Origin of the sequence: Staphylococcus sp. GDH8C109P (genome assembly GCF_017893405.1) — a bacterium.
GTDB lineage: Bacteria > Bacillota > Bacilli > Staphylococcales > Staphylococcaceae > Staphylococcus > Staphylococcus cohnii.
Genome location: NZ_JAESMX010000037.1, coordinates 1 through 1376, shown reverse-complemented (window position 1 = coordinate 1376; position 1376 = coordinate 1). Strand labels below are relative to the sequence as shown.

At 32.7% G+C, this 1376-nt stretch carries 3 protein-coding genes; all 3 read left to right on the top strand.

What is annotated here, in order from left to right:
- The first annotated feature begins 337 nt into the window (after window positions 1-337).
- Window positions 338-502: a ribbon-helix-helix domain-containing protein gene (locus KA867_RS13340; RefSeq protein ID WP_002503080.1), complete on the top strand. Its 165-nt coding sequence runs from the start codon at window positions 338-340 to the stop codon at window positions 500-502.
- A 65-nt stretch (window positions 503-567) separates the two neighbouring features.
- Entirely contained in the window at window positions 568-1131 is a 564-nt protein-coding gene (locus tag KA867_RS13335; protein WP_049388228.1) for a replication protein, read from the top strand.
- A gap of 112 nt (window positions 1132-1243) precedes the next feature.
- Window positions 1244-1369 carry a hypothetical protein gene (locus KA867_RS13525; protein ID WP_267237948.1) on the top strand — a complete coding sequence of 42 codons (126 nt, stop codon included), beginning with the start codon at window positions 1244-1246 and terminating at the stop codon, window positions 1367-1369.
- The last annotated feature ends 7 nt before the right edge of the window (window positions 1370-1376 follow it).

The following is a 1376-nucleotide window of genomic DNA, read 5'->3' as shown; positions in this document are numbered from 1 at the left end:
TAACAACCAATCCAAATCATTGATTTCGATATCGTGAAGTCAAAAGGAAATTCTATTACAAGTAATTTTTTGGTGGGGTTTGATTTTGAAATTTTAGCAATCACTTTTTTGATTGCTTGGTTTTGAATTTTTGTTTTGAGGAGAGACATTGGGGGGTACTACGACCCCCCCAATGGGTGCAATGTGCAATGTGAAAAAATCGACTTAAGCCTTGATATTATGGGGTTTTTGACAATTTTAGACACAAAACTTAACAAAAGTATTCATGAAAACTCTAGACTTTTATGGATAATATACTATATAATACAGAATAAGGATTTAAAAAGGAGGGGTTATAATGGCTCGAGAAAAAGTTGGAATAACATTAACACCTGTAACGATTGAAAGGTTGAAAGATATATCAGAAGAGATGGGATTGAGTAAATCTCAAGCGATATCTATGTTAATTAATAATTACTATATTGAAAAAGGTAAAAAGGGGGATAGAGACAGTGGAAAATAAAAAAAGAACCTAGCTCCCAAATAGCTAAGTTCTCTAAAATCTTTATTCAACACTGTTATTTTACCATGGCAAAATATATTAAAGCAAGAACGTGGGGAATGGTTGTATATCCACAATCTGCCCCTGAAAATTGGACAGAATTACTTGAAGAAACTTATTTACAATTCGCAATATCTCCTTTGCATGATAAAGATGTTAATCCTGATGGAGAAATTAAGAAAGAGCATTGGCATGTCATACTAATTTGGGATGGACCTGTTACTCAAAATGCAGCATCAAAAATTGCTGAGAAGGTAAATGCACCACAACCAGTTAAACTTGAAAGTGTTCGTGGAGCGTATAGGTATTTCACGCATATGGATAATCCTGAAAAGTATCAGTATGATGAAAAAGATATAAAAATCTATAATGGCTTTGATATTTCTAACTATATTGCTCTTACTAGAGAAGAAAAGTATGAAGCTATTTCAAGGATAAAGAAGATTATTATTAGTGAAAACGTAACAGAATATATAGATTTATTAAGTCTTTTAGAAGAAATGGATTATAACCTATTTAAAGTTGCTTGTGATAATACATTTACTATTAATGTTTTAGTTAGATCCAATAGACATAAACATGATAATTAATTTTGAATTAGCTAGCCACTATGGCTAGCTTTTTGCGTTAGCAAAAAAGGGGGATTGGGGGTTTACCCCCAACAAGTGTATTTGCAGAACGAAATGAGCGTTAGCGAATGAAGTGGCTAGCAAATACGATGCTTGCCAAACCAAAAAATTACTTGTGATAGGAGAAAAACTTTTGACGAACAAAGAAATAATGATAGCCACTTCAGTGGCGATTGGTGCTGGTTTTAACTTGGATTAATTCCAAG